This window comes from Mesorhizobium sp. M2A.F.Ca.ET.043.05.1.1 (assembly GCF_003952445.1).
GTDB lineage: Bacteria > Pseudomonadota > Alphaproteobacteria > Rhizobiales > Rhizobiaceae > Mesorhizobium.
This window is the reverse complement of the sequence record NZ_CP034446.1, coordinates 3,506,471-3,527,202: the sequence shown is the minus strand read 5'-3', so window position 1 is coordinate 3,527,202 and position 20,732 is coordinate 3,506,471. Positions and strand designations below refer to the sequence as shown.

The following is a 20,732-nucleotide window of genomic DNA, read 5'->3' as shown; positions in this document are numbered from 1 at the left end:
TCAGCTTGCCACGTCAGATGACGAACACCCAATTGGCGATCAGCATCACGATCACGCCGGCGGCGAGCGTCAGATAGGGCAGCATGCCCGCCTTCTTGACCGAGAGGTCTGCCCCCGCCATGCCGAGGTCGGCCATCATATGATCGGGGAATTTGCCGCCATCCTGGATGTAATGGCGGAAGCAGAACACCGGGATGATCAAGGCAGCCGTGATCAGGCCGGCCCACAGCGCCATCGGGTTCCACACCTTGGCGCCGGCGCCCATGAAGATGGCGTTGACATAGGCGAAGATGGCGCCGATGCCGAGCAGCCAGGTCGGCGCCCGCCACGGCCGCGTGATGTGGCCGTTGTCGATGCGATGGATCCAGCCGGCATTTAGGTTGAGGAAGTTGAAGATGATGTAGCCGCAGTTCGATACGGCGAGGATGAAGAAGAAGCTCGTCGCGTCGGCCGAGGCGATTGCCAGCACGATCAGGTTGAAGCAGAGGTCGGTCCACATCGCCCGCGTCGGCGCGCCATGCTCGTTGACATGGCTGAGATAGCGCGGCAGCCAGCCATCGACCGAACCCTGGTAGAGCGTGCGCGAGGAGCCGGCCATCGCCGTCATGATGCAAAGCACCAGCGCCAGGATCATCAGCATGACCAGCAGGCTGTGGATGATCTTGCCGCCGCCGACCATGCCGGCCAGCGCGTCGGCGACGCCCGAGCCGTCGACGATCGGCGTCGCCAGCATGCCGTTCAGGCCCAGCACGCCCTGGAAGGTGAAGGGCACCAGGATGAACAACAGCATGCAGAGCAGGCCGGAATAGAAGATCGCCTTGAACGTGTCGGTGCCGGGGTTCTTGAATTCCGACGTGTAGCAGACGGCGGTCTCGAAGCCGTAGGTCGACCATGCGGCGATGAACATGCCGCCCAGCACGAGTGTCCAGCCGGCGATGTTCCAGGAGCCCGGGTCAGGCGCATAGGCGGCCGCGAGCGGCACCAGCGGCGAGAAGTTGGCGTAGTCGATCTGGCCGGTGATGATCGGCACCACGCCGACGATCAGCATCGGGATGATGACCAGCAGACCGATATATTTCTGCACATTGGCGGTGCCGAGGATGCCGCGATGCTGGATGGCGAAGATGACCAGCATCAGGACCGCGCCGATGAAGAAGGTGGCGTTGAGCGTGAAGGAGACGGGACCCAGCGTATGGCCCCACAGCGTCCAGGTGCGGATAGCCGGCGTCGCGGCAGCCGTCACCGCGGCGATGGCGTCGGCAGGGGCCGTCCCCGCATGCGCGGCGATATAGGCGACGACCTCCGGCGAGGTCTCGGAGAAGACCGGGATCGGCGCCAGGGCGTTGAGGATATAGGCGGCGGCGATGGAGCAGCCGAGCGACAGCACCGGCGACCAGGCGAACCAGTTGCACCACACCGACAGCGGCGCGATGAATTTCGAATAGCGCAGCCAGGCGGTAGCGCCGTAGATCGAGGCGCCGCCCGACTTGTTCGGGAACAGGCCGGCAATCTCCGCATAGGTGAAGGATTGCAGGAAGCCCATGATCATGGACACCGTCCAGATCAGGAAGGCCAGGGTTCCGGTCGTGCCGGCAATGCCGCCGATCGAGAACAGGACCAGCGCCGGAACGCCGCTCGCCACCCAGAAGGCGCCACGCCAGTCGATATGCCTGAGCAGCTTGCTTTCGGCAGGCTGCTCCAGGGCCGTGCTTATCGTGCTCATATCTTGTGTCTTCCCCTTTTTTCTGTTCCCCGCCGGCGACGCTTCGGCTCTCGCGAAGCTTGCTCCCCGGCCACTATGGCCCGACCGTCGTGTTTCCACTCAGTCGTATTTTTTTCTTTAGAGTGAAGATTGATCCAGCGCGCTTTCGCGTCAAGCGTTTTGTGGATGTCATGCACATCACGCTTGCGAAACATGCTCTTGCCTTCTCCCCTTGTGGGGTGAGAAGCAGTTCGCGCAGCGAACAAAAAGCCAATTGCTTGGCTTTTCGAGCTTCGAACGCCCTGAGCCTGCGAAGGGCCGGGCGGTGTCGCCGAAGGCGACGGATGAGGGGCGTTCCAGCGGAGCGAGGCGTTGGCGTTCCCTGGAACACCCCTCATCCGTCTCGGCGCTGCGCGCCGATCCACCTTCTCCCGCAAGGGGAGAAGGGAAAGACGCCGCTATCAGGATCGCGGCTTGGTCTTCTGCGGATCGTAATGGGCGAAGGCCACGACGCGCGCGGGCAGCCGTTTGGCATGGCCGTCGAGCTTGCCGATCTCGACCTCCGTGCCGATCCCTGCGTGGGTGACGTCTAGCCGTGCCAGCGCGATTGTCTTGCCGAGCACCGGCGAGCGCATGCCGGAAGTGACGACGCCGATGTGGGCGCGGCCGATATGGACGCAGTCGCCATGGCCGACCGGGATGTTGGCGTCGACGTCGAGGCCGACAAGCTTCGTCTGCGGATGTTCCTTGCGCCGGATCAGCGCGTCGCGGCCGATGAAGTCGTCGGCCTTGGTCTTCAGCGGCACGGTGAAACCGATGCCGGCCTCGAACGGATCGGTCTGATCGGAGAATTCGTAGCCGGCGAAGATCAGACCGGCCTCGATGCGCACCATGTCCAGCGCCTGCAGGCCCATCGGTTTCAGCCCGTGCGGCTGGCCGGCTTCCCAGACTGCGTCGAACACCTTTTCCGCGTCGCGCGGATGGCACCAGATCTCATAGCCGAGCTCGCCGGTATAGCCGGTGCGCGAGACGACGATCGGCACGCCATTGCCGCCGCCGATGCGCGCGACCGCGAAGCGGAACCATTCGAGCTCGCCGATCGCGGGCTGGACCGGCGAGGTCCAGACGACTTCCTTCAAGATGTCGCGGCTCTTCGGCCCCTGCACGGCGATGTTGTGCATCTGGTCGGTGGAGGAGCGCACCAGCACGTTGAGGCCGAGCTTCGTGGCCGTCTCGCGCAGCCATTCGCCGGAAAGATCGTCGCCGCCGACCCAGCGGAAATTGTCCTTGCCGAGCCTGAGCAGCGTGCCGTCGTCGATCATGCCGCCATGCTCGTAGCACATCGCCGTATAGACGACCTGGCCGACGCCAAGCTTCCTGACGTCGCGGGTCAGCGTGTATTGCAGCAGCGCCTCGGCGTCCGGTCCGGTCACCTCGAACTTGCGCAGCGGCGACAGGTCCATGATCACCGCATCCTGCCGGCAGGCCCAGTATTCGGCGATAGGCCCTTCCTTGGCGAAGGAATTGGCCAGCCAATAGCCCCTGTATTCGACGAAGTCGCGCGTATGCTTGGCAAAGCTCGAATGAAAGGCTGTCTCGCGGGTCATTTTCGGTTCCGAGTCGGGCTTCATGCGTCTGGCGATCGCTCGCGAGAATTTGTGCTGGCCGGAATAGGTCCGCACATGGATGTCGGTCAGGTCCCAGCCATTGGCGGGCGTGGTGTCGTCCGGGCAGGCCGAGGACACGCAGACGATGTCAGTCAGCGCCCGCAGCAAAACATAGTCACCCGGCCGCGACCAGGGTTCGTCCGACACCATCACGCCATGCGCGTCGATCGCCGTGTTGAAGAAGAAGTTGATGGCCATCCAGCCGGCGCGGGGCGTGATACCCTTGTCGGCAAGCGCCTTGTTGAAATTCTCCGAGCAGTTGGTGTGGCCGGGATAGCCGATGTCGTCGTAATATTTGGCGGCGCAGGCGAGCGCGAAGGCATCGTGCCGGCCGCATGTGTCCTGCACCACCTCGACCAGCGGCTCCATGTCCTGGTCGTAATATTTCGAATGCAGGCCGGGCATCGGATAGGCCGAGCCCATCAGCGTGCGCGTCGTCGTCACATCGAGCGGCAGGTCGTGCCCCTTGTCCAGTTTGCGCGCCGAAAAGCACTGGAAATCGGTGCACTGCCGGCCGTCGACGTCGATGATCTGCAGATAGTCGCCGGCCCTGACGAAATAGGATTCGGCGGTCGCCGAATGAACCCTGAGATCGAGCACCGGATCGGCGAGCGGATCGGCAAGCTGCCCTCTTGTCTTCAGCCGGATCGTGGCGCGGCGCACCAGGACGGTCAGCGGCGTCGCCGTGTTGTGGCCGTCGACCAGCATAGGCCCGCCGGGCGCCGCAATCAGCAGCGCGCCGTCGCGCTGCACGGAAAAACTCTGCTCGGTGCCGGCCGGCGTGGTGCCGCCGAACACGCGCACGGCTTTCGGTTGGTCGAGCTCCACCTTGCGGCGCTCGAGGCTGAGGCGAACCGCCGAGAGACTGTCGTCCCCTTCGGCAAGAAGCGCCTTGATGCCGGCCGCATTGCTGTTCGACCTCTCACCGAAAATGCCGGGATCGGTGATCCCCGTTTTATCCCAGGCCAGCAATTCGCAAGGCTGCCCGCCCTCGACATTGGTCACACTGACGCTGTCGCCCGCCTCGACGTCGATGAGCACCGCGCCATTGCCCTGCACTGTGTAGCGCTCCAGGCCCGGCGGCAGGCGGATCTCGCCAGGCCTCAGGATCAAGCTCGGACGCGGCGGCCCGGACAGGACGGCAGGGTAGGGCGACTGGCTCATCTCAAACCCTCCTCCGAGCGAGAAACAAGTTTGCCTGTGTGTAAAATTATTTTCGCTGAGAGAATAGCAGGGTGAGGGCTTTTGGCAAGGCAGGTCTTCCCTTCTCCCCTTGTGGGAGAAGGTGGATCGGCGCGTAGCGCCGAGACGGATGAGGGGTGTTCCAGCGGAGTGAGGCCTTGGCTTTCCCTGGAGCCCCCCTCATCCGTCGCCTTCGGCGACACCTTCTCCCACAAGGGGAGAAGGAGAGGACGCGCGTCGCTACGCCAAGTCTTCCGAATAGCCGATCGTCACTCCGTATTCCGCGGCCGAGTTCAGAATGGTGTGCCACAGGCTCTCGGCGAAGGTCGCGAACACCAGGAGATTGAACACGGCCTGGCCATTGCGATCACCACCGCGCCACAGCGTGACACTCGTGTGATCCATCGACGTTGCCGCCGCCGCGCCCACGCCGAACACATCGGGATGCAGGTCGATCGACGACAGCTTGGCGAGCATCGCGCGAGCCTTGTCGCCGGAGATGCTGATCAACGCCCGCGCATGCGATTGGTCGGACAGCGAAGCCGAACCGGCAAAGCCGGGGGCAAGCACCTCAATCGAATGCTTGCCGCCCTTGGACAGTACAAGGAACTGATCCGGCCCCGACCAGATCAGCGTTGCATCGGCCGTAGCGACTGCCCTCGGCGTCTCCGGCGCGGCAACGCCGAAGCGCGCCTTCGCAGCCGATATCATCTCGCCGGCCTTGCCGCGCCGCGCCATCACCTGCACGAGGTCGAAATTGCGGATCTCGGTCAGCGCCACGCCGACGTCGCCCTGCGCACCGTAAGGGCCGGCCACGAGCGAGCGAGCGAGCGGGCTGCGGACATCCCAGGAAAACTCAGCCACGCTGGCGTCCTCCATCCGGATCGTAGAAGACGGAATTGCAGAGCTCGACATCGTAGTCCTCGGAGCGCAGCGGATCATGCGCGCGCACGATCTCGCCGATGCGCTCGCGGCCGCGTTCGACAAGACCCAGCCCGATCCACTGGTCGAGCACCGGCGAGAAGCAGACCGAGGTGACATAGCCCTGGTCGTTGTCGGGGCCGGGCGACTCGCCCTTCGGAATGATATGCGCGCCTGAGCGCAGGCGGCGCGCCTTGTCGGTCGGCTTGATGCCGACGACCACCTGCCGGTTCGGGGCGGTGAGCGCCTCGCGGCCGGCCATGACGCGGCCGATGAAATCCTTCTTGGTCGACATCATCTTGCCGAGGCCGAGATCGCCCGCCGTGGTGGTGCCGTTGAGCTCCGGCCCGGCGACATGGCCCTTTTCGATGCGCATCACGCCGAGCGCTTCGGTGCCGTAAGGCGTCATGCCGAATGGCTTGCCCGCGATCATCAAATTGCGCGCCATCGCCTCGCCGTAGCGCGCTGGCACCGAAATCTCGAACGCCATCTCGCCGGAGAAGGAAATGCGGAACAGCCGCGCCTTGATGCCGCCGCGCAACGCAACTTCCCGCGCGCCCATGAAAGGAAAACCTTCGTTCGACAGGTCCTCGGACGGATCGACGATCTCTTTCAGCAGATCACGCGTTTTCGGACCGGCGATGGAGAACTGCGCCCACTGATCGGAAACCGACGTAAGCTGCACATCGAACTCGGGGAACAGCACCTGCCGGCAGAACTCCAGATGCTGCATCACCAGCCCGGCTTTCGCCGTCGTGGTGGTCAGGAAATAATGATCTTCGGCCAGACGCGAGGTCGTGCCGTCGTCATAGACGATGCCGTCCTCGCGCAGCATCAGCCCGTAGCGCGCCTTGCCGACCGCAAGGCTGGAGAAGGCGTTGATGTAGACGCGGTCGAGGAAGGCGCCGGCATCGGGCCCATGCACGTCGATCTTGCCGAGCGTCGAGACATCGCAGAAGCCGACGCCTGAGCGCACAGCCTTGACCTCCCGCGTCACCGATTGCAGCCAGTCCTTCTCGCCCGCGCGCGGATACCACTGCGCGCGCTTCCAAAGCCCGGTGTCGACGAAGATCGCGCCTTGTTCGGCCGCCCAGTGATGTGACGGCGTCAGCCGCGTCGCATGAAAATTCTCGTCGCGGTGATGGCCGGCGAAGGCGCCGATGGCGACCGGCACATAAGGCGGCCGGTAGATCGTCGTGCCGGTCTCGGGAATGGATTTGCCGCTGACCGCCGCCATGATGGCGAGGCCGGCGACATTCGAGGTCTTGCCCTGGTCGGTCGCCATGCCGAGCGTGGTGTAGCGCTTCAGATGTTCGACCGATTGAAAACCCTCGCGCTGCGCCAGCTCGACATCGGAAGCGGTGACGTCATGCTGCTGGTCGACGAAGGCCTTGCCCTTGCCGGCGACATGCCAGAGCGGCGTTAGCGAGAAAGCCGCGTCGTCGGCGACTGGCATCGAGCCGATATTGCCGCTGCGTCCGGCATCGCGTGCGGCAGCAGCGCCGGCTTCGTACCCTTCGCGCAGGCAGGCGCCGAGACCGAAGGCGCCGTTGGCCGCACCAGCCGCGACCATGCCGGGCGGTGCGCCGTCCGGCACGAAGGCGGCGATGTCGTCGCGCCATTTCGGTCGGCCGCGATGGTAGGAAGTAAGGCCGACCGCCGGGTTCCAGCCGCCCGAGATGGCGAGCCCGTCGGCCTCGACCTCGGCGCGCGCGCCACCGGTCAGCGACACGGAAATCTTTCGTACGCCGGTCTTGCCGCCGTCGACAGCGGAGACCGAGCCGTGCAGCACCGGAAAGCCGCCCTTGCTGGCCAGCGAGCGATGCGCCGGCGAAACATCCGGCCGCGCATCGATCACGGCCGCCACCTGAAGCCCTGCCGCGATCGCCGTCTCGGCTGTGCGCCAGCCGTCCTCATTGTTTGTGAACAGCGCGATGCGCCTCGCCGGCGTCGCGGCGTAGCGGTTGATGTAGCTGCGCATGGCCGACGCCATCATCACGCCGGGCGTGTCGTTGCCGGCAAAGACGATCGGACGTTCGATCGCGCCGGCGGCAACCACGCAGCGCTTGGCCACGATCCGCCACAGGCGCTGCCGCACCTGATGTTCCGGCGGCACAGGCAGATGGTCGTTGACGCGCTCGATCGCGCCATAGGTGCCGCCGTCATAGACGCCGAACAGGGATGTGCGCGTCATGATGCGCACATCGGGCATCGCCTCAAGTTCGGCAACTGCCCGCGCGATCCATTCGGCGGCGGGCAATCGGTCGATCGTGCCGCCATCGGCAAGCAGCCGCCCGCCAAGGACGAAATCCTCCTCGCACAGAATGACGCGGGCGCCGCTACGGCCGGCGGCAAGGGCTGCCGCCAGACCAGTCGGACCGGAGCCGGCGATCACCACGTCGCAATGCGCCCAGGCCTTGTCATAGTGGTCGGGATCGGAAACGCCGGCAGCGCGTCCTAGGCCGGCGGCGCGGCGGATCGCCGGCTCGTAAATCGCTTCCCAGAATTTTGCCGGCCACATGAAGGTCTTGTAGTAGAAGCCCGCGACGAAGATCGGCGCGAACAGCTGGTTAACCGACATGACGTCGAAATTGAGCGACGGCCAGCGGTTCTGGCTGGCGGCTTCCAGGCCCTCATAGAGCTCGGCCGTCGTCGCCTTGGTGTTCGGCTCTCGCCTGGCGCCGCCGCGCAATTCGACCAGCGCGTTGGGCTCTTCCGACCCAGCGGTCAGGATGCCGCGCGGGCGATGGTACTTGAACGAGCGGCCGACCAGCTTGACGCCATTGGCGACCAGCGCCGAAGCCAGCGTGTCGCCCTTGAAGCCCAAAAAAGTCTTGCCGTCGAAGCGGAAGCTGAGCGCGGTCGAGCGATCGATGAGGCCGCCGGATGTGAGACGGTTTGCCTGATCGCCGGCCATCACGCACCAACCTTGGCGGCGCCGGCGCCTGCAGCCGCCTCGACCGCCGAAATCTCATGCGTCAGCGTGTTGCGAGTGACCTTCAGCCACGCCCGGCAACCGCCGCCGTGGTACCAGTGCTCGCTCATCACGCCGGCGATGTTGTCGCGCAGATAGACGTAGTCGTAGACGGCGCCCGCGTCGGCTTCGGCCGCGGGGCGTTGTGGCTTGGCGTCACCGAGATAGGTGAACTCGCCGAGCTCGCGTTCGCCGCAGAAAGGACAGGTGATACGCATGGTCTTCTGGCGGCCTCAGTGCAGGTTCGGTTGGGCGCCCTGGCCCTTCTCGTCGATCATGGCGCCGCGCTGGAAGCGGTCGAGCCGGAAGCGGGCGGCCTCCTTGTGCGACTCGTCACGCGCCAGAAGATGAGCGAAGACGAAGCCTGAGCCGGGCGTCGCCTTGAAGCCGCCATAGCACCAGCCGGCATTGATATAGAGGCCGTCGACCGGGCTCTTGTCGATGATCGGCGAGCCGTCCATCGACATGTCCATGATGCCGCCCCATTGGCGCAAGAGCCGCACGCGGCCGATCATCGGGATCAGCGCCATGCCGCCTTCGCAGACATCCTCGATCACCGGTAAATTGCCGCGTTGGGCATAGGAATTGTAGCCGTCGATATCGCCGCCAAAGACCAGCCCGCCCTTGTCCGACTGGCTGACATAGAAATGACCGGCGCCGAAGGTCATGACGCCGGGGATCAGCGGCTTGATCGCTTCGGAGACAAACGCCTGCAGCACATGGCTTTCGATCGGCAGGCGCAGGCCGGCCATCGCCGCCACGCGCGAGGAAGAACCCGCCACCGCCATGCCGACCTTGCCGGCGCCGATCTTGCCGCGCGAGGTCTCGACGCCCGTCACCTTGCCGTTGGTATCCCGCGTGAAGCCGGTGACCTCGCAATTCTGGATGATGTCGACGCCGAGCGCGCTCGCCGCATGCGCATAGCCCCAGACCACCGCGTCATGCCGCGCCGTACCGCCGCGCCGCTGCAGCAGCCCGCCCTGGATTGGAAAGCGCGCATTCTCGAAATTCAGGAATGGCAGCATTTTGCGCAGCGCCGCCTGGTCGAGCAGCTCGGCGTCGATGCCGTTGATGCGCATGGTGTTGCCGCGCCGGGCGAAGGCGTCGCGCTGCGCGTCGGAATGATAGAGGTTGAGCACGCCGCGCTGGCTGACCATGGCGTTGTAGTTGAGGTCCTGCTCCATCCGCTCCCACAGCTTCATCGAAAGCTCGTAGAATCCAGTGTTGCCGGGGAGGCCGTAATTGGAGCGGATGATGGTGGTGTTGCGGCCGGCGTTGCCGGAGCCGATCCAGCCCTTCTCCAGCACGGCGACGTTGCGGATGCCGAACTCGCTGGCGAGGAACCAGGCGGTGGCGAGCCCGTGCCCGCCACCGCCGATGATCACCACGTCGTAGCGATCCTTTGGCGCCGCATCGCGCCACGTAGGCTTCCAGTTCTTGTGGCCGGAGAGGGCGGCACGGGCGAGCGAGAAGATCGAGTATTTCATAAAATCATTCCGAGGCCGCTCATCCGCAATGCTGGATGCTAGATATCCAGCGTGTGGTCGCGCTCCCACTGCGTGAAGTGCGAAGCATAGGAATTCCATTCCTGCTGCTTCAGCTTTAGATATGCCGACGAAAATTCTTCACCCAGCGCCGCCTTGAGCGATTTGTCGTTGTCGAACTCGCGCAGCGCGTCAAGCAGGTTGAGCGGCAGCTTCGGCGCATCCGTGACGGTATGGCCGAACTGGTACATGTCGATATCGTAGCGCTTGCCGGGGTCGGCCTTGGAGCGGATGCCGTCGAGGCCGGCGGCGATGATCACGGCCTGCAAGAGATAAGGGTTGGCGGCGCCGTCGGGCAGGCGCAGCTCGAAGCGTCCAGGCCCAGGCACGCGCACCATGTGGGTGCGGTTGTTGCCGGTCCAGGTCACCGTGTTCGGCGCCCAGGTCGCGCCCGAAATGGTGCGCGGCGCGTTGATACGCTTGTAGGAGTTGACCGTCGGATTGGTGATCGCGGCAAGCGCCGAGGCATGCTTCATGATGCCGCCGAGGAAGTTCCTGCCCTTGGCGGAGAGGCCGAGCTCTTCCGAATTGTCGGCGAAGACGTTGGTCTTGCCGGCCTCGTCCCACACCGAGATATGCGCATGGCAGCCATTGCCGGTCAGGCCTTGGAAGGGCTTGGGCATGAACGTCGCGCGCAGGCCATGCTTTTCCGCGATCGACTTGACCATGAACTTGAAGAAGGAGTGCTTGTCGGCCGTCGCCAGCGCGTGGTCGAAGGTCCAGTTCATCTCGAACTGGCCGTTGGCGTCCTCATGGTCGTTCTGGTACGGGCCCCAGCCCAGCGCCAGCATGTGGTCGCAAATCTCTGCGATCACGTCGTAGCGGCGCATCACCGCCTGCTGGTCGTAGCAGGGCTTCGAAGCTGTGTCGTATTCGTCGGAGATCGCCTTGCCGTCCGGCGAGATCAGGAAGAACTCGGCCTCGACGCCGGTCTTGACATGCATGCCGTCGCGGGCGGCTTCGTCGATCACCCGCTTCAGCGTGTTGCGCGGCGCCTGGTCGACGAGCTTGTCATCCATCACGCAGGTGGCCGCCACCCAGGCGACGTCTTTCTTCCATGGCAACTGGATCACCGAGTCCGGGTCCGGCACCGCCAGCATGTCGGGATGCGCCGGCGTCAGGTCGAGCCATGTCGCGAAACCGGCAAAGCCGGCGCCGTCCTTCTGCATGTCGGCGATCGCCTGCGCCGGCACCAGCTTGGCGCGCTGCCCGCTGAACAGGTCGGTGTAGGAGATCATGAAATATTTGACGCCGTTCTCCTTGGCGAATGCGGCGAGATCGTTCCCCATTATAGTTCCTCGCTTATGTGGTCTTGGAAGTTGTCCTAGAAGCCGTTCTTTCCCGGTATCCAGTTGGTGCCGGCCAAAGGCACGCCGGCCATGGCGGCGGATTCGATGGTGAGCGCAACGAGATCCTCAGGCTCCAGATTGTGCAGGCTGTTCTTGCCGCAGGCGCGAGCAATCGTCTGCGCCTCCAGCGTCATCACCTTGAGGTAATTCGCCAGGCGTCGTCCGGCCGCGATCGGATCGACCCGCTTCATCAGTTCGGGGTCCTGCGTGGTGATGCCGGCCGGGTCGCGGCCCTCGTGCCAGTCGTCATAGGCGCCGGCCGTGGTGCCCAGCGCATTGTATTCCGCCTCCCAGCGCGGATCGTTGTCGCCGAGCGCGACGAGCGCCGCCGTGCCGATCGACACCGCATCGACGCCGAGCGCCAGCGCCTTGGCGACATCGGCGCCATTGCGGATGCCACCGGAGATGATGAGCTGCACCTTGCGGTGCATGCCGAGGTCCTGCAGCGCTTGCACGGCCGGCCTGATGCAGGCGAGCGTCGGCTGGCCGACATTCTCGATGAACACTTCCTGGGTTGCGGCCGTGCCGCCCTGCATGCCGTCGATCACGACGACGTCGGCGCCGGCCTTCACCGCGAGCGCGGTGTCGTAGTAGGGGCGGGCACCGCCGACTTTGACATAGATCGGCTTTTCCCAGTCGGTGATCTCGCGCAGCTCGAGGATCTTGATCTCGAGATCGTCCGGCCCGGTCCAGTCGGGATGGCGCGAGGCCGAGCGCTGGTCGATGCCCTTGGGCAGCGTGCGCATTTCGGCCACGCGGTCGGAGATCTTCTGTCCAAGCAGCATGCCGCCGCCGCCAGGCTTGGCGCCCTGGCCGACGACGACCTCGATGGCGTCGGCGCGGCGCAGGTCGCGCGGGTTCATGCCGTAGCGCGACGGCAGGTATTGATAGACCAGCGTCTTCGAGTGGCCGCGTTCTTCCTCGGTCATGCCGCCGTCGCCTGTGGTGGTCGATGTCCCGGCGATCGTCGCGCCGCGGCCAAGGGCTTCCTTGGCGGGACCGGAAAGCGAGCCAAAACTCATGCCGGCGATGGTGATCGGGATCTTGAGCTCGATCGGCTTCTTGGCATGGCGCGAGCCGAGCACCACCGAGGTGTCGCAGCGTTCGCGGTAGCCTTCCAGCGGATAGCGCGAGATCGAGGCGCCGAGGAACAACAGATCGTCGAAATGCGGCAGCTTGCGCTTGGCGCCGGCGCCACGGATGTCATAGATGCCGGTCGCGGCCGCGCGGCGGATTTCGGAAAGCGTGTAGTCGTCGAAGGTCGCGGATTTGCGCGGCGTCGTGGGAGGATTGTGATAGGCCATTTCTGTCCTCAATACGCGTCCGCGTTATCGATGTTGAAAGTGTAGAGTTTGCGGGCCGAGCCGTAGCGCTTGAACTCCGAGGCCTTGACGCCGGTGACGCCGGCCTTGTCGAGCAGGCCCTGCAGCAATTCGATGTGCTCGGGTCGCATCTCCTTGGCGATGCAGTCGGCGCCGAGGCTTTCGACCTTGCCGCGCACGAAGAGCCGCGCCTCGTAGATGGAATCGCCCAGCGCGTCGCCGGCATCGCCCAGCACCACCAGGTTGCCGGACTGCGCCATGAAGGCCGACATGTGGCCGATATTGCCGTGCACGACGATGTCGATGCCCTTCATCGAGATGCCGCAGCGCGACGAGGCGTTGCCCTCGATGACCAGCAGGCCGCCGCGGCCGGTGGCGCCGGCATACTGGCTGGCGTCGCCCTTGATGACGATCGAGCCCGACATCATGTTCTCGCCGACGCCGGGGCCGGCCGAGCCATGCACGGTGATCGCGGCGCCGTCATTCATGCCGGCGCAGTAATAGCCGACGCTGCCGCGCACATCGATGCTGACCGGCTGGTCGACGCCGACGGCGACCGAATGGCTGCCCTTCGGGTTGAGCACTTCCCAGGCAGTCTCGTTCGAACCCGGCGTGAGCTTGTGCAGCGCCTCGTTCAATTCGCGCAGCGAATGTTGCGAGAGATCGAACATCCTCGCATCGCCCTGGTCACGCTCGGCCTTCGACATTGGGGTTGCCGGCATCAGCTCAATGCTCCCAGAAATAGACGGTTGCGGGCTCGGGCTCCCAGACCCGCGCATTGTCGATGCCGGGCAGCTTGGTCAGCGCGCGATATTCCGAACCGAAGGCGACATACTGGTCGGTCTCGGCCATCACGGCCGGCTTGCAGGCGATCGGGTCGCGCACCACGCCGAAGCCGTTCTTGGTGCCGACGACGAAGGTGAAGAAGCCGTCGAGGTCGGAGAGCGTGCCTTCCAGCGCCTCGCCCAGATTCTTGCCATGCGCCATCCGGTTGGAAAGATAGGCCGCGGCAACTTCGGTGTCGTTCTCGGTCTCGAACTTCATGCCGTCGCGGATCAGCTCGCGGCGCACATTGTTGTGGTTGGAGAGCGAGCCGTTATGCACCAGGCACTGGTCGGCGCCGGTCGAGAACGGATGCGCGCCCATCGTGGTGACCGCCGATTCCGTCGCCATGCGGGTGTGGCCGATGCCATGCGTGCCGGTCATCGAGCGCACGTGGAAGCGATCGATGACGGTTTCCGGCAGGCCGACCTCCTTGTAGATTTCAACCGCCTCGCCGGCGCCCATGATGCGGATGTCGGGCCTGAGCGTCTGCAGCGCTTCGCGCGCGGCATCGACCTTGTCGGGCGTGGTCCTGATGACGGCGTGCGTCGAATTCACCGCCACGCTCACCGGCGCGCCGACCGCCTTCGCGAGCTCGGCGTCGAGGCCGCGGAAATCGCGATCTGCCTTCGGCGACTGCACGGTGATCTTGGCTTCATTGCCGGTGGCCGCGCCATAGATGGCGATGCCGGCGCTGTCCGGGCCGCGGTCGCTGAGCGACACCAGCATCTCCGACAGCATGGCGCCGAGCTTCGGCTCCAGCGCCTTGTCCTTCAAGAAAAGTCCGACGATTCCGCACATGCCAGCCTCCAACGTTTTTTGGCTCTCAGATGATGTACCCAATGAGCGAGCCGAATTCAATTGCTATGAAAGAAATTTTCCTGTGGTTACATGTTGGACGGCGCATCGCCCTTGGCACTATCGCCGTCCGGGCGCGCCTTGTGAACCCAGATCGCATGGCGGATGCGCGCGATTTTGTAGGCGTCGAGGATCGAGAAAGCATAGATCAGGAAAGCGCCGGCATGGCGGCCGATGAAGCTGGCATCGGCCGGCGCCAGCTTGGTCGTTATCCAGCCCAGGATCACCATGAAGAACAGGAACTGCAGGCCGCGTACCGGCACGCCGAGCATGACATGGCCGCTTGCCGGCAAAACGACCGCCGCGCCGAGCACGAGATAGGGATTGACGGGAGCAGGGGTGGCGCTCATGCGGCCTGCCTCTCGCGCCGGTTGATGGCTTGGCGAAGCGTGGAAGCGGCATCGAGCAGCCTTTCGATCAGGCCGGGATCGATCCCGGCATCGCCGAACGCGGCCTGCCGGAACACGCCATAGCGTGCGCGCTCGGCTTCGGCCAACAGCCAGACGATGCGCACGCCGTTGGGCGTGATAAGCAATTCCTTGGCGCGCCCCTCGGCAAAGATGTCGATATGCGCGGCGATCAGGTCCTGCGGAAAGGCGACGCCTCTGCGGTCCGTCTTGAGCACCGCGTCGGCGGGAAAGCCGAGCACCTTCGGCAGCGTGTACGGCAGATGGTCGAAATTGGAAAATGTCGTCGCCGAATTCGGCCGCATCATCATGTCGAAGACACCCGGCACGCCGACCGGCTCGGTGATCGAGACGCTGAGCCAGCGCGTCGGCAGCTTTCGCGTCGCCAGCGTGTCGACGATGGTGCGCAGCTGAACGCGCTGGCCGTTCCACGTGCCGGCCCAGGTGACCACGCCGGCCGTGCCGCCGGAAATATCGGCGGCATCCGCAACGACGCCGCGGACGCTCGCCGTGTCGGCGGCCAGAGCCGCCTTCGCCCTGTTGCGGCTGACGCGCGCGAGCCAGGCAATATGAGCGACGACCCCCAATGCGATCGCTCCGGCAAGCAATACTGACGTCAGTTCCGACATTTCGACACGCCACGGCCCGCCGTCGAGAGGCGGGCCTTCACTCCACTCAATAACCCTGCGGCTTCGGCCACGGCATGGAGAACTGGTCGCCGCGCCGCACGAACTTGTAGCGATAGAAGTGGAACCACAGCGAGATCAGGAAATAGAACACCGTCATCGCGATCAGCTGTGAGCCGAAGCCGAGGAAGATGGCGAAGAACGTCACCATGCACAGGCAGAACAGCACGATCGCCGGCAGCGGGTGGAAGGGATGCGTGTAGCCGCGGCGGATCGAGCCCAGCGGCCACTTCTTGCGGAACATCATGATGTTGATACTCATGAAGGTGTATTGCAGCACGCCCGACAGGATCGAGAAGGTGATCGCCTGGTTGAGGTCGGCGATGAAGGCGAAGGCGAGCGCGATCGGCAGCAGGAACAGGATCGAGCGATAGGGCGTGCGATATTTCGGATGCACCGCCGAGAACCAGCTTGGCAGGTAGCGGTCGCGGCCGAGCGAGAACCAGGCGCGCGCCGCGTCGTTGATGCAGCCATTGGCCGAGGCAAGCGCCGCCAGCAGCGTCGCGATGAACAAAAGGTTCTCCAGCAGCGGGCTGCCGGTGAGCTTGCCGGCGTCCCACAGCGGATAATAGGTGATGCCAAGATATTCCCAGGGCATCAGCGAGGCGCAGACATACCAGGTCATGGCGGCGGCGATCAGCAGCGTGATCATGCCGGCCATGGTGCCGTAGGGCAGGGAGCGCGCCGGCGAGCGCACTTCCTCGGCCGCCTGCGTGGTGCCCTCGATGCCGAGATAGTACCAGATGCCGAACTGGAAGGCGGCGATCACGCCGATCCAGCCATAGGGCAGCGCGTTGCCAGGCGTGACCAGCTCGTTGAGCTTCAGCACCGCGCCTTGCGTCCATGGGCTGACGGAGAAGAACAGGATGACGATCGAGATATAGGCGATTGCGGTGATGACGAAATTGACGTTGAGCGTCATCAGCACGCCGCGATAGTTGAGCCAGGCGAGCACCACGATGGTGGCGGCGATGAAGGAATTGTGCGTCAGCCCTTCGACGCCTGCCTTGGCGACGATCGTGTCGCCGAGCAGGATGGCGTCCGACACTTCGAGCATCGTGTAGGCGAACACCAGGAACAGCGCGACGTTGAAGGCCATCAGCGGCCCGACAATGTGCTTGGCCTGCGCGTACTGGCCGCCGGCGGCGGCCACGGTCGAGGTCACCTCCGAGTCGATCATGGCGACCGAGGTGTAAAGCAGTCCGACGATCCAGCAGACGATCAGCGCGGCCAGCGCGCCGCCCTTGTCTGCCGCGAAATTCCATCCGGTGAACTCGCCGACCAGCACGATGCCGACGCCGAGCGCCCAGACATGGGCGGGGCCGAGCACCCGAAGCAGCGAGACCCGGTCGCCGTGGATCGTCGTCGTCAGTCCCGTTTCAACCGCAGCGGTCATCGTCAGTCCCCACTCAGATCCGGTGTTTCTCGGAAACGGCTTCAAGCTCGCCTTCGCGCGAGGAGGTCAGCACGTCCTCGGAATAGGTCGTGTCGATCTTGAACCAGTCGTAGAGCATCCAGAGCGCAAGCAAGCCCGAGATGCCCCAGCAGGCGTAGTTGATTGCCATCCACATGGATCTTGTCCCCGAATTACTTGTCGTCGAATTTTTCGTTGATCACCTCGCGATACTCGCGATCGGAGGCGCGGAACAGGAAGACGAAATAGGCGACCAGCACGATTGCCATGATGATCAGCGTCGGCCAGTCGATGATGTAGTGGAAACGGTTCTGGATGATGTCGTGCGCGGTCTCGGGCGTGTAGCCGAGCTTCTCCCAGATCGACGCCATGGTCGCATTCTGGCCGAGCGCGTCCCATGTCTTGGCGTCCAGGGGATCGATGGATTTCGCCGCGCCGGCGAGGCCGAGCTTCAGCGGCAGCCACAGCGCCACGAAGATGGCGACCACGACGACGGCGATGTCGAAAATCTGGCCGGCCTTGCTCTGTTCCGGCGGGATATAGCGGGACATAGTCTTTCCCCTCAGGACTTGCTGTTGCGGAACGCGTCGGCGTTCTTGATGTCGAGGCCGTAGATGAAGTCCTTGTCTTCCTTGTAATGGTTGAGCATCGCCAGGATGGCGGCGGTGTTGAAGATCAGCACCGCGGCAGCCGCGATGACCACCACGAGCTTGATCCCGCTGTCGGGGATGTAGGCCCAGGTCATCAGGAGGACGAAGAGGATCGTCGCCCACAAGCAAACGATCAGGAGCACGGATCCGCGCACGTCGGAACGGTACAGCGCTTCGATGCGCTGCTGCAGGTCGGACATCGGTTTTTCCCCTTCTGGCGACGTCCGGCCCCGAAATCGACCGGGCGTCCACTCTTTCTAGAGAGTGAAATTTTTTTCATAAATTCCGACCGATCTTCGAAATTGTCAAGCCGGATTTACGCTCCGTAAGCTATTTGTCCTCGGGCAAGAAATTTGCCTGACAATGAAATTATTTGCTTCAAGGGGATTGCAGGGCTCCGCCGTTTGCGGTCAATATTCGAGCAAGCTCCGACGCCAAGCAGGAGCAGGGAACAGCAACCGCTAAGCGACCTAATCGCACGGAGGACGATCGGATGACGGCATCCTGGAGATTCTCGACCCTGGCGGATCGCCATCGCGCGCTCGGCTCGAAACTCGAGGACTGGAGCGGCATGGGCACCGCCTGGACCTATGACAAGGACGCCGACGAGGAATATATCGCCATCCGCACCAAGGCCGGGCTGATGGATGTCTCCGGCCTGAAGAAGGTTCACATCACCGGGCCGCATGCGTCGCATCTGATCGACCTCGCCACGACGCGCGACGTGGAGAAGATCTATCCCGGCAAGTCGGCCTATGCCTGCATGCTGAACGAGGCGGGAAAATTCACCGACGACTGCATCCTCTACCGCATCAGCCCCAACTCGTGGATGGTCGTGCACGGCTCGGGCACCGGCCATGAGGAGCTGCAGCGCGCTGCCATGGGGCGCGACGTCTCGCTGCGCTTCGACGACAATTTGCACGACCTTTCGCTGCAGGGGCCGACCGCCGTCGATTACCTCACCAAGCATGTGCCGGGTATCCGCGACCTTCCTTACTTCCATCACATGCAGACGCAGCTCTTCGGCTTGCCCGTCATGATCTCGCGCACCGGCTACACCGGCGAGCGGGGCTACGAGATCTTCTGCCGCGGCCCGGACGCCGGCACGATCTGGGACAGGATCCTCGAGGAGGGCAAGAGCGCCGGCATCATCCCGTGCCGCTTCACCACGCTCGACATGCTGCGCGTCGAGAGCTATCTGCTCTTCTACCCCTACGACAATTCCCAGAAATATCCGTTCGAGAACGAAGGCCCCGGCGACACGCTGTGGGAGCTCGGCCTCGACTTCACCGTCAGCCCCGGCAAGACCGGTTTCCGCGGCGCCGAGGAGCATTACCGGCTGAAGGGCAAGGAGCGCTTCAAGATTTATGGCGTGCTGCTCGACGGCAAGGAGCCGGCGGACGAAGGCGCGCCGGTCTATCGCGACGGCAAGAAGGTCGGCGTGGTCACCTGCGCCATGTATTCGCCCCTGGTCGAGAAATCGATGGGCATCGCCCGCCTTGACGTTGACTGCGCGGTCAAGGACACCAGGCTCGAGATCCGCAACAGAAGCGGCTCGATCAAGGCGACGGCGCAACCCTTGCCGTTCGACGACCCGAAGAAGACCAAGCGCACCGCCAAGGGTTGAGGCAACATCACGGGGAGGGGATTTAGGGTACTAAGGACGAATGGCAGCCAAGACGATCATCAGCCGGCCCATTTACGGAACGCTCTCTCCGCGGCCGGGCAAGCATCATCTCTTCATCGCCGATGCCGAAGGCGCGCTCGCGATCACCGACATGGCCGGCAAGGCGCCGTCCGGCTTTTTCGACGGCGCGGAAATCGACTTCATTCCAGGCCCGGAGGGCAAGCACATCGCGGCTCTGGAAGCATTGAAGCCGGCGCAACTCCACATCGCGCCGTCTTTCGCCAGCCTCCTGCCGCGTCTCAAGCAGACGCTGACCAACGCGCATATGGGCCTGCGGATCTATCTTGCCGGCACCGAGGGGCTTATCGGCCAGGCCATGCAGGCGGCGCTCGAAGCCGGCATGGACCACACCTCGATGCAGACCGAGCATCGCGGCTCGCTGGCGCGGCGCATGCAATGCGTGCACTGCAAGGGCATCACCGAGAACGTTACGACGCAGCCGGCGCTCTGCTCGCATTGCGGCCTGCTGCTCCTGGTGCGCGATCATTATTCGCGGCGCCTCGCCGCCTTCCAGGGCGTGTGCATCAACGCCGAGGATCGCTCCGAGATTCCTCCGATGGAGGAGGCCTTCTCATGAGCACCGGCACCACCAAGCTCGATGTCGTGGTCAGCGACGTCGTTCCCGTCAACGATCTCGTCACGCGCTTCCATTTCCGCCGCCGCGACGGCGGCCTGCTGCCGACCTTTTCCGGCGGCGCCCATGTCGTGGTCGAAATGCGCGACAGTGATCGCAGCAGGCTCAACCCCTATTCGCTGATGGGCTCGCCGCTCGACACACGCGAATACACGATCTCGGTGCGCCGCGACGATGTCGGCCGCGGCGGCTCGCTGTTCATGCACCGGCAGGTCAAGCCCGGCCTGGAGATGGTGATCAGCTATCCGGTCAATCTGTTCTCGCTGGACCTCAGGGCGAAAAAGCATCTCATGCTGGCCGGCGGCATCGGCATCACGCCCTTCATGGCGCAGACTTCGCAGCTGGCGGCGGCCGGCGGCAATTTCGAATTGCACTACACCTGTCGCACCGCTTCGCTCGGCACCTATGCCGATATCTTGCAGCAGCGCTACGGCAACCGGGTCAGGCTCTATCACGACGACCGCGAGGAGCGCATCGATCTCGATCGGCTGTTGTCCTCGCAGCCGCTCGGCACGCATCTCTATGTCTGCGGCCCGGCCGGCATGATCAACTGGGTTCGCGACCGCGCCGCGGCGCTCGGCTGGCCGTCGGAGACGGTGCATTTCGAGCATTTCGCCGCACCCCAGCCCGGCGCGCCGTTCGACGTGGCCTTGGCCCTCACCGGCAAGACGATCCGCGTCGGCGAGCAGCAGAGCCTGCTGGAAGCCATGGAAGCCGCCGGCGTCGACCCGCCCTATCTCTGCCGCGGCGGCGTCTGCGGCCAGTGCGAGACCAATGTGATCTCCTCCGACGGCAAGTTCATCCACAACGATCACTGGCTGAGCGAGGAAGACCACCGTTCCGGCTGCAAGATCATGCCTTGCGTCTCGCGCTTCGAGGGCAAGTCGCTGGTCCTGGAAAGATAGGAGGCGTC

The 20,732-nt window shown here is 64.3% G+C and carries 19 protein-coding genes; 3 read left to right on the top strand and 16 right to left on the bottom strand.

All coding sequences use genetic code 11. The features are described from left to right. Positions 1–13: 13 nt before the first annotated feature. From EJ069_RS17360 to EJ069_RS17280, 16 genes are all read right to left on the bottom strand, one after another. Positions 14–1,723, bottom strand: a complete 1,710-nt coding sequence (locus EJ069_RS17360; protein WP_126062341.1) for an APC family permease — start codon at positions 1,721–1,723, stop codon at positions 14–16. A gap of 440 nt (positions 1,724–2,163) precedes the next feature. Continuing rightward, a complete protein-coding gene (locus EJ069_RS17355) occupies positions 2,164–4,533 on the bottom strand; it encodes an aminomethyltransferase family protein (protein ID WP_126062340.1) in 2,370 nt (789 codons plus the stop codon). Between the two features lie 258 nt (positions 4,534–4,791). Further along, complete coding sequence (locus tag EJ069_RS17345; RefSeq protein ID WP_126062339.1) at positions 4,792–5,415, bottom strand: sarcosine oxidase subunit gamma family protein; 624 nt, start codon at positions 5,413–5,415, stop codon at positions 4,792–4,794. Then, a complete protein-coding gene (locus EJ069_RS17340) occupies positions 5,408–8,389 on the bottom strand; it encodes a sarcosine oxidase subunit alpha (protein WP_126062338.1) in 2,982 nt (993 codons plus the stop codon). The genes EJ069_RS17345 and EJ069_RS17340 overlap by 8 nt, the downstream gene beginning before the upstream one ends. Beyond that, positions 8,389–8,664, bottom strand: coding sequence for a sarcosine oxidase subunit delta (locus tag EJ069_RS17335; RefSeq protein WP_126062337.1), 276 nt, complete (start codon positions 8,662–8,664; stop codon positions 8,389–8,391). Before EJ069_RS17335 ends, EJ069_RS17340 begins: the two co-directional genes overlap by 1 nt. A gap of 15 nt (positions 8,665–8,679) precedes the next feature. Beyond that, positions 8,680–9,933, bottom strand: coding sequence for a sarcosine oxidase subunit beta family protein (locus tag EJ069_RS17330; RefSeq protein WP_126062336.1), 1,254 nt, complete (start codon positions 9,931–9,933; stop codon positions 8,680–8,682). A gap of 38 nt (positions 9,934–9,971) precedes the next feature. Next, entirely contained in the window at positions 9,972–11,279 is a 1,308-nt protein-coding gene (glnT, locus tag EJ069_RS17325; RefSeq protein ID WP_126062335.1) for a type III glutamate--ammonia ligase, read from the bottom strand. Positions 11,280–11,314: 35 nt separating this feature from the next. Continuing rightward, positions 11,315–12,643 (bottom strand): FMN-binding glutamate synthase family protein, encoded by a 1,329-nt coding sequence (locus EJ069_RS17320; protein WP_126062334.1) that lies wholly within the window; start codon positions 12,641–12,643, stop codon positions 11,315–11,317. An 8-nt stretch (positions 12,644–12,651) separates the two neighbouring features. After that, positions 12,652–13,383, bottom strand: coding sequence for a GXGXG domain-containing protein (locus EJ069_RS17315; RefSeq protein ID WP_126062333.1), 732 nt, complete (start codon positions 13,381–13,383; stop codon positions 12,652–12,654). A 4-nt stretch (positions 13,384–13,387) separates the two neighbouring features. After that, positions 13,388–14,284 (bottom strand): glutamine amidotransferase family protein, encoded by an 897-nt coding sequence (locus EJ069_RS17310; RefSeq protein WP_126062332.1) that lies wholly within the window; start codon positions 14,282–14,284, stop codon positions 13,388–13,390. Positions 14,285–14,370: 86 nt separating this feature from the next. Continuing rightward, positions 14,371–14,691: a hypothetical protein gene (locus EJ069_RS17305; RefSeq protein ID WP_126062331.1), complete on the bottom strand. Its 321-nt coding sequence runs from the start codon at positions 14,689–14,691 to the stop codon at positions 14,371–14,373. Then, complete coding sequence (locus tag EJ069_RS17300) at positions 14,688–15,377, bottom strand: hypothetical protein (RefSeq protein WP_126062330.1); 690 nt, start codon at positions 15,375–15,377, stop codon at positions 14,688–14,690. The genes EJ069_RS17305 and EJ069_RS17300 overlap by 4 nt, the downstream gene beginning before the upstream one ends. A 46-nt stretch (positions 15,378–15,423) precedes the next feature. After that, positions 15,424–16,830: an amino acid permease gene (locus tag EJ069_RS17295; protein ID WP_126062329.1), complete on the bottom strand. Its 1,407-nt coding sequence runs from the start codon at positions 16,828–16,830 to the stop codon at positions 15,424–15,426. 13 nt (positions 16,831–16,843) lie between these two features. Then, a complete protein-coding gene (locus tag EJ069_RS17290) occupies positions 16,844–17,005 on the bottom strand; it encodes a hypothetical protein (protein WP_126062328.1) in 162 nt (53 codons plus the stop codon). Positions 17,006–17,021: 16 nt separating this feature from the next. Next, the gene (locus EJ069_RS17285; RefSeq protein ID WP_042645898.1) at positions 17,022–17,399 is read right to left on the bottom strand and encodes a hypothetical protein; all 378 of its coding nucleotides are present in this window, start codon (positions 17,397–17,399) and stop codon (positions 17,022–17,024) included. An 11-nt stretch (positions 17,400–17,410) separates the two neighbouring features. Further along, positions 17,411–17,698, bottom strand: coding sequence for a hypothetical protein (locus EJ069_RS17280; RefSeq protein WP_126062327.1), 288 nt, complete (start codon positions 17,696–17,698; stop codon positions 17,411–17,413). 293 nt (positions 17,699–17,991) lie between these two features. On the opposite strand from EJ069_RS17280, the gene EJ069_RS17275 reads away from it, so the two are divergent. Genes EJ069_RS17275 through EJ069_RS17265 form a run of 3 tightly spaced genes read left to right on the top strand, consistent with a single transcriptional unit; the run spans position 17,992 to position 20,724 of the window. Next, positions 17,992–19,125: an aminomethyltransferase family protein gene (locus EJ069_RS17275; RefSeq protein ID WP_126062326.1), complete on the top strand. Its 1,134-nt coding sequence runs from the start codon at positions 17,992–17,994 to the stop codon at positions 19,123–19,125. Positions 19,126–19,165: 40 nt separating this feature from the next. Continuing rightward, positions 19,166–19,762 carry a dimethylamine monooxygenase subunit DmmA family protein gene (locus EJ069_RS17270; RefSeq protein WP_126062325.1) on the top strand — a complete coding sequence of 199 codons (597 nt, stop codon included), beginning with the start codon at positions 19,166–19,168 and terminating at the stop codon, positions 19,760–19,762. Continuing rightward, positions 19,759–20,724, top strand: coding sequence for a PDR/VanB family oxidoreductase (locus EJ069_RS17265; protein ID WP_126062324.1), 966 nt, complete (start codon positions 19,759–19,761; stop codon positions 20,722–20,724). Before EJ069_RS17270 ends, EJ069_RS17265 begins: the two co-directional genes overlap by 4 nt. Positions 20,725–20,732 lie beyond the last annotated feature (8 nt).

Coding starts and splice junctions, on each gene's coding strand:
- EJ069_RS17330 (WP_126062336.1), bottom strand. CDS start 9,933: ATGAAATACTCGATCTTCTCGCTCGCCCGTGCCGCCCTCTCCGGCCAC.
- EJ069_RS17280 (WP_126062327.1), bottom strand. CDS start 17,698: ATGTCCGACCTGCAGCAGCGCATCGAAGCGCTGTACCGTTCCGACGTG.
- EJ069_RS17360 (WP_126062341.1), bottom strand. CDS start 1,723: ATGAGCACGATAAGCACGGCCCTGGAGCAGCCTGCCGAAAGCAAGCTG.
- EJ069_RS17355 (WP_126062340.1), bottom strand. CDS start 4,533: ATGAGCCAGTCGCCCTACCCTGCCGTCCTGTCCGGGCCGCCGCGTCCG.
- EJ069_RS17295 (WP_126062329.1), bottom strand. CDS start 16,830: ATGACCGCTGCGGTTGAAACGGGACTGACGACGACGATCCACGGCGAC.
- EJ069_RS17335 (WP_126062337.1), bottom strand. CDS start 8,664: ATGCGTATCACCTGTCCTTTCTGCGGCGAACGCGAGCTCGGCGAGTTC.
- EJ069_RS17285 (WP_042645898.1), bottom strand. CDS start 17,399: ATGTCCCGCTATATCCCGCCGGAACAGAGCAAGGCCGGCCAGATTTTC.
- EJ069_RS17340 (WP_126062338.1), bottom strand. CDS start 8,389: ATGGCCGGCGATCAGGCAAACCGTCTCACATCCGGCGGCCTCATCGAT.
- EJ069_RS17305 (WP_126062331.1), bottom strand. CDS start 14,691: ATGAGCGCCACCCCTGCTCCCGTCAATCCCTATCTCGTGCTCGGCGCG.
- EJ069_RS17265 (WP_126062324.1), top strand. CDS start 19,759: ATGAGCACCGGCACCACCAAGCTCGATGTCGTGGTCAGCGACGTCGTT.
- EJ069_RS17300 (WP_126062330.1), bottom strand. CDS start 15,377: ATGTCGGAACTGACGTCAGTATTGCTTGCCGGAGCGATCGCATTGGGG.
- EJ069_RS17315 (WP_126062333.1), bottom strand. CDS start 13,383: ATGCCGGCAACCCCAATGTCGAAGGCCGAGCGTGACCAGGGCGATGCG.
- EJ069_RS17290 (WP_126062328.1), bottom strand. CDS start 17,005: ATGTGGATGGCAATCAACTACGCCTGCTGGGGCATCTCGGGCTTGCTT.
- EJ069_RS17310 (WP_126062332.1), bottom strand. CDS start 14,284: ATGTGCGGAATCGTCGGACTTTTCTTGAAGGACAAGGCGCTGGAGCCG.
- EJ069_RS17275 (WP_126062326.1), top strand. CDS start 17,992: ATGACGGCATCCTGGAGATTCTCGACCCTGGCGGATCGCCATCGCGCG.
- EJ069_RS17270 (WP_126062325.1), top strand. CDS start 19,166: ATGGCAGCCAAGACGATCATCAGCCGGCCCATTTACGGAACGCTCTCT.
- EJ069_RS17320 (WP_126062334.1), bottom strand. CDS start 12,643: ATGGCCTATCACAATCCTCCCACGACGCCGCGCAAATCCGCGACCTTC.
- glnT (WP_126062335.1), bottom strand. CDS start 11,279: ATGGGGAACGATCTCGCCGCATTCGCCAAGGAGAACGGCGTCAAATAT.